This window comes from Pseudokineococcus marinus, assembly GCF_013004605.1.
Taxonomy (GTDB): Bacteria; Actinomycetota; Actinomycetes; order Actinomycetales; family Quadrisphaeraceae; genus Pseudokineococcus; species Pseudokineococcus marinus.
On the sequence record NZ_JABEMA010000208.1, the window covers coordinates 1 to 5524 of the forward strand.

Below are 5524 nucleotides of genomic sequence, written 5' to 3' on the forward strand. Positions count from 1 at the left end.
TCGGCGTCCGAGCCGTCGCCCCCACGTGCGCCCGCGCCCGCCGGGCGGCTGGAGCCGCTCGAGCGGGTCTTCTGGGCGGTGGTCCTGCTGTCGGTGCCCGCCGCCGTCGCCGTCGCGGCGCAGGCGCGCACCGGACCGCTGGCCGCCCTGGGCGGCGTCGACCCGCTGCTCCTCCTGGGCGTCCTGGGTTCGCTCGTCTGCGGCGCCGTCCTGCTCGCCCGCCGCGGCGGGCGCGAGCGCCTGGCCGCCGACGTGAGCACGCCGGCGGAGGTGCTGCGCCGCGGCGCCGCCGAGACGTCCGTCATCGTCGGGTGGGTGGCCGCCGTCTTCGTCGGCTGGGAGGTGCTCTCGGGCGCCACCGGCTTCGACGGCTCGCAGCTGCCGCTCATGGGCGTCGCCGGGGTCGTCGTCGGCGCCCTCGTCGGGCTCGTGCCCGGCTGCGCCGTCCAGATCGTCCTGACGTCGCTCTACCTCACCGGGGCGGTGCCCTTCGCGACGCTGCTGGCCAACGCCGTGAGCCAGGACGGCGACGCGCTCATCCCGCTGCTGGCGCTGCGACGCCGCTCGGCGGTCCTCGCCAGCGCCGTCACGGTGGTGCCGGCCCTGGTCGTCGGGGGCGTCGCCCTGCTCGTCACCGGCTGACGCCGGACCGCCGCAGGGCCTCCCCGTCCTCCTCGTCCTCCTCGCCGTCAGAGCCCGGTGCGGGCTGCCTCGCCCGCCGCGGGCCCGTACGGGCCGCCGAAGAGCGCGGCGTGGACGAGGAGCGGCACGAGCTGGTGCAGCGCCACCCGCCCCTCCCACCCGTCGGCGAGGGGGTGCGCATCCTCGTAGGCGGCCACGAGCCGCGGCGGGAGCCCGCCGAAGAGGTCGAGGAGCGCGAGGTCGGCCTCGCGGTGCCCGCCGAGCGCGGACGGGTCCAGCAGCCACCGGCGGCCGTCCCGGGCGCGGACGACGTTGCCCCACCACAGGTCACCGTGGCACCGGCTCGGCGGCTCCGGCGGGCCCATGACCTCCTCGGCGCGGGCGGCGGCGCCCTCGACGGCGGCGAGGTCGCGCGGCGCGAGCCGCCCGCGGTCGGTCGCCAGCCGGGCCAGCGGCAGCACCCGCTGCTGCGCCCAGAAGGCCGGCCACGACGACGTCGGCTCCACGGGCACCCGCAGCGACCCCAGGTGCGGGGAGGCGCCCCCGGGCACGGCGCCGAAGGCGTCGGCGCCCGAGTCGTGCAGCGCGGCCAGCTCACGGCCGAACCGCTCGAGGCCCGCGTCGTCGGACGCCGCGCTCCCGGCGACGTCGACCAGCTCGAGCGCCAGCACCTGCCCGTGCGCCGCGACGACCTCGGGCACGGGGGGCCCGCCGTCGGCCCCGGCGAGCCAGCGCAGACCGGCGGCCTCCGAGGCGACCATCTCCGCGCCGTCCTCGCGGGCGTAGCGCTTGACGAAGAGACGCCGCCCGTCGGCCAGCCGCACCTCCTCCGAGGCACCGATGTCGCCGCCGCCGAGCCGGCGGCGCTCCACCACCTCGCCGAGCTCGGGGGGCAGGTCGTCGTGCGTCGTCTCGCGGGAGGCCATCGGTCCATCCTGGGGACGGCGGCGGCGCACGTCGCGCCGGAGGGACGAGGCGACGGACCTCCACGGACCCCCACGGGCGCCTCTCAGCGCGGGGGCCGCTTGGCGGGCTTGCCGCGCCAGGCGAGGCTGCGCGCGTCGAGCTCGGCGACGAGGTCGGCGCCCTCGGCGTCCATCCGCTCGGCCAGCGCGACGGCGCGGGCCAGGTCGTCGGGAGCCAGGCGCGCGTAGGCCGCGCCGCGCCCGGCCGGCAGCACGGTGCGCCAGGCGCCGCCGAGGGTGTTGTCGAGCACGACCCGGCCCACGCAGTGGTCGACCTGCACGGCCCACCCCTCCGCCCGCCCCCGCCGCGGCAGGACGTCGAGGACGAGCTCCCGGTAGCGCGCGAGCAAGCGGTCGCGGTCGGCGCCGTCCGTGGGCAGCCGCTCGTCCCTCGCGTCGTCGACCACCCCCCGACCGTCCCCGGGGGACAGCCAGCGCGCCAGTCGGACGCGGTGCGGGGCCGCGCGAGGGTCAGCGACCGACCGGCAGCGCGTTGATCGGGTGCGGCAGCGCGCCCCACAGGTGCTGCAGGGCGTAGCCGCGCACGGGGGACCAGGCGCTCGACCGGCGCTCGAGGGCCCGGGCGTCGTCGGCCAGGCCGAGGTCGCGCGCGGCGGCGAGCGCGCCGAGGTCGCCCGGCAGGAAGGCGTCGTCGTCGCCGAGCCCGCGCAGCGCGACGGTCGAGGCCGTCCACGGGCCCACGCCGGGCAGCGCCCGCAGGGCGGCGAGGTGCTCCTCGCCCACCGGCGCGGGGGGTCGCCCGGGCGGCAGCGCGAGCAGCCCCTCGGCCAGGGCGGCGACGAGGCCGAGGAGGGTCCGCTGCCGCGTGCGGGGCAGGGCCAGCTCGGCGGCCGTCACCGCGGTGAGCTGCGCCGGCGTCGGGAAGACGTGCGTGACGCTCGCCACCGGCGCCGGGAGCGGCGTGCCGTGGGCGGCGACGAGCCGACCGGTGTGGGTGCGCGCCGCCGCCGTGCTCACCTGCTGGCCGAGGACGGCCCGCACGGCCGTCTCCGCCGCTCCGGCCGAGCGGGGCACCCGCCTCCCGGGGGCCGCCGCGACGAGCGGGGCCAGCACCGCGTCGCGCGCGAGGACGGGGTCGACGGCGGCCGGGTCGACGTCGAGGTCCAGCCACCAGCGGACGGCGGCGACCGCCGCGGGCAGGTCGTCGGGGGAGCCGCGCAGCAGCTCGAGGACGACGGCGTCCTCGCCCGGCCCCGGCGGGGCGACGCGGACGACTCCGGGTCCACCGGGCAGCGCGAGGCTGCGGACGAGAGCCCCGTCGGTCCACGCCTCGACGCCGGGGACCGCCGTCGCCGCGAGGTGGCCGAACAGCTGCGGCGCGTGCAGCGGCGGTGTGAAGGCGACCCTCGCCGCGGCGAGGGGCTGCGTCCCAGTCGATTCGCTCACGCGGCCGGGCAGGACGGCAGCGCCCGCAGGGCGGCGAGGACGTCGCCCACCCCGGTGCGCGCGAGCACCGGGTCGACGGCGGCGGCGTGCGGGTCGCCGCGGTAGCCCGCGTCCGGCGCCGGCCAGAGGACGGCGTGCCGGTCGCGGTCCACCGCCGGCCCCCACGCGGCCGGCGACGTCGGCCCGAAGAGGAGCACCGAGGGCGTGCGCACGGCGGTGGCCAGGTGCGCCACGCCCGTGTCCCCGCAGACGAGCGCGCGGGCCCGCGCCACCACGTCGGCCAGCTGCTCGAGGTCGCAGCGGCCCGCCAGGTCGACGAGGCGCCCCGCGTCGTCGTCGGGCCCTCCGGTGCGGACGGCTCCGGCGCTCGTCGCCCGTGTCCTGCGGGCGACCTCGCCCGTGAGGTCCGCCTCGGCGCCCGCGCCCGTGAGCACGACCCGGTGCCCCTCCGCCAGCAGCTGGGCGGCCAGCGCCGCCCACCGGTCGGCGGGCCACCGGCGTGAGCCCGACGCGGCGCCCGGGTGCAGGACGACCGCCCCCGCGAGACGTCGGAGGTCGACCCCGACCTCGTCCGCGCCCTCGTCCTCGTCCGCGCCCGCCCACGGACCCGGGCTCGTACCGCCGCCGACCCCGGAGCCCGCCGGGGACAGCACGAGGTCGTCCGCCGAGCACGGCCCGCCGGCGGCGACGACGAGGCGCACCCACCGGTCGACCTCCGCCGCCTCGTCGTCCCACTCCGGGCCGTCGTCGACACCGGCTGTGGCGCAACGGTGCCCGATGAGCAGCGCTGCGGGAGAGCCCCGCTCGTCGAGCACGGCGCGCAGGGCGCGGGTGCTCTGCGGCCCCCGGCCGTGGAGGTTGGCGGCGAGGTCGACGCAGCGCCCCGGGGGCAGGACGTCGGGGTGGGCGCGCAGCGCACCGGCGACCGCGGCCTCGTCGAGGGCGCGCACGCCCTCCACGGGCAGCACCCGGTCGACGACGCCCCGCCGCCGCAGCAGCTCGCCGGGCCCCGGCGGGCCCGCGAGCACGAGCAGGTGGTCGGGACGCGCCCGCCGCAGCCCGCGCAGGGCGGGGACGCCCGTGAGGGCGTCGCCGAGACCCAGCGCGCGCAGCGCCAGGACGACCCGCGGCCCGGCCGCCCCCGACGGCGACGCCGTCGGGGCGGCGGGCGAGGGGCCGGGCGTCAGGGCCAGGACGGCTCCGTCGAGACGGTGACGACCATCTCGCGCACCTCGGTGCCGACGGGCTGGCGCAGCGCGTGGACCACGGAGTGGGCGACGACGCGCGGGTCCATGAGGTCGGCGTCCGGCCCGGGCTTGTACTGCTCGGTGCGGCCGTCGAAGAACTTCGTGCGCATCCCGGCGGGCACGAGCATCGTCACGCCGACCTCGCCGGCCAGCTCGAGCTGGAGGGCGCGGGTGAGCCCGACGACGCCGAACTTGCTGGCGCAGTAGGCGGTCGCGTCGCTCGCCGCGCGCAGCCCGAGCGAGCTCGACACGGTGACGACGACGCCGCGGGAGGCCTTGAGGTGCGGCAGGCACGCGCGCACCGCGGCGGCCGTGCCGACGAGGTTGACGCCGACGACCTGCGCCCAGCGCTCGGCGGGCACGTCCTCGAGGCGGCCGACGGCGTCGGTGCCCGCGGCGGTGACGACGGCCGTCGGCGGGCCCACCTGCTCGACGAGCTCGGCGACGGCGCGCTCGACCGAGGCCGCGTCGGAGACGTCGGCGACGGCGTGCGGGGCGCCCGAGGCGGGCGCGTCGCGGTCGATGACGGCGGCGGTGCCGCCGAGGGCGGTGACGACCTCGACGACGGCCGCGCCGAGGCCGGACGAGCCGCCCGTGACGTAGACGACACCCAGCTCGCGCTGACCGGCCATGCCGCCCTCGGGGCCCACGGCGGGGCCGGTGGCCGGGGCGATGGTGCGGCCGGTCCCGGCGCCCGGGTCGGCCGGCGTCGTCGGGTCGGTCGGGGTGGAGCTCTCGGTCACGGGTTCTCCTGCTCTGCGACGACCGCCGCGGGGGCCCCGCGGCGGAGGATCTCGGTGGTCGAGCGCCCGTCGAGGTAGGGGAGCAGGACGACCCGCCCGCCCCAGCCCCGCACGAGCGGCGCCTCGGGCATGTCGGCGCCGGCGGCGCCGTAGTCCCCGCCCTTGGCCCACACGTCCGGCTGCAGGACGCGCAGGGCCTCGCGGGGGTCGTCCTCGTCGAAGACGGCGACGGCGTCGACCGCCTCCAGCGCCTCGAGGACGCGCACGCGGTCGGCCTGGCTCTGGACCGGGCGGCCCTCGCCCTTGAGCCGGCGCACGGACGCGTCGGAGTTCACGAGGACGACGAGGGCGTCGCCGAGCCGGCGCGCCGCCTCGAGGCAGCCCACGTGCCCGGCGTGCAGCACGTCGAAGCACCCGCCCGTGGCGACGACGACACCGCCGGCGGCGCGGACCCCCGCGACGAGGGCGCGCGCGTCCGCCGCGGACGCGCTGCCGGCGGGCACCCCGTCGGCAGCCGGGT

7 protein-coding genes are annotated in these 5524 nt (G+C 79.8%); 1 reads left to right on the forward strand and 6 read right to left on the reverse strand.

Going from position 1 to position 5524, the window contains the following annotated elements:
• Positions 1 to 642: putative manganese transporter (locus HLB09_RS12250; protein ID WP_212770995.1), on the forward strand; the 642-nt coding region annotated here is incomplete at its 5' end.
• A gap of 47 nt (positions 643 to 689) precedes the next feature.
• Here the strand turns inward: HLB09_RS12250 and HLB09_RS12255 are convergent.
• The 6 genes from HLB09_RS12255 to HLB09_RS12280 all read right to left on the reverse strand — a co-directional run.
• Positions 690 to 1568 (reverse strand): fructosamine kinase family protein, encoded by an 879-nt coding sequence (locus HLB09_RS12255; protein WP_171203645.1) that lies wholly within the window; start codon positions 1566 to 1568, stop codon positions 690 to 692.
• An 83-nt stretch (positions 1569 to 1651) separates the two neighbouring features.
• Complete coding sequence (locus HLB09_RS12260) at positions 1652 to 2014, reverse strand: hypothetical protein (protein ID WP_322790159.1); 363 nt, start codon at positions 2012 to 2014, stop codon at positions 1652 to 1654.
• 64 nt (positions 2015 to 2078) lie between these two features.
• Complete coding sequence (locus tag HLB09_RS12265; RefSeq protein WP_171203646.1) at positions 2079 to 3014, reverse strand: DNA-3-methyladenine glycosylase family protein; 936 nt, start codon at positions 3012 to 3014, stop codon at positions 2079 to 2081.
• Complete coding sequence (locus HLB09_RS20050) at positions 3011 to 4042, reverse strand: glycosyltransferase family 9 protein (RefSeq protein WP_212770996.1); 1032 nt, start codon at positions 4040 to 4042, stop codon at positions 3011 to 3013. Before HLB09_RS20050 ends, HLB09_RS12265 begins: the two co-directional genes overlap by 4 nt.
• Before the next feature lie 155 nt (positions 4043 to 4197).
• A complete protein-coding gene (locus tag HLB09_RS12275) occupies positions 4198 to 4893 on the reverse strand; it encodes an SDR family oxidoreductase (RefSeq protein ID WP_171203650.1) in 696 nt (231 codons plus the stop codon).
• A gap of 107 nt (positions 4894 to 5000) precedes the next feature.
• On the reverse strand, positions 5001 to 5524 hold a 524-nt coding region (locus HLB09_RS12280), incomplete at its 5' end, for an adenylyltransferase/cytidyltransferase family protein (protein ID WP_171203647.1).

Bases quoted from the DNA above. Each gene is read 5' to 3' on its own strand.
- HLB09_RS12275 (WP_171203650.1), bottom strand. From the start codon at position 4,893: ATGGCCGGTCAGCGCGAGCTGGGTGTCGTCTACGTCACGGGCGGCTCG.
- HLB09_RS12255 (WP_171203645.1), bottom strand. From the start codon at position 1,568: ATGGCCTCCCGCGAGACGACGCACGACGACCTGCCCCCCGAGCTCGGC.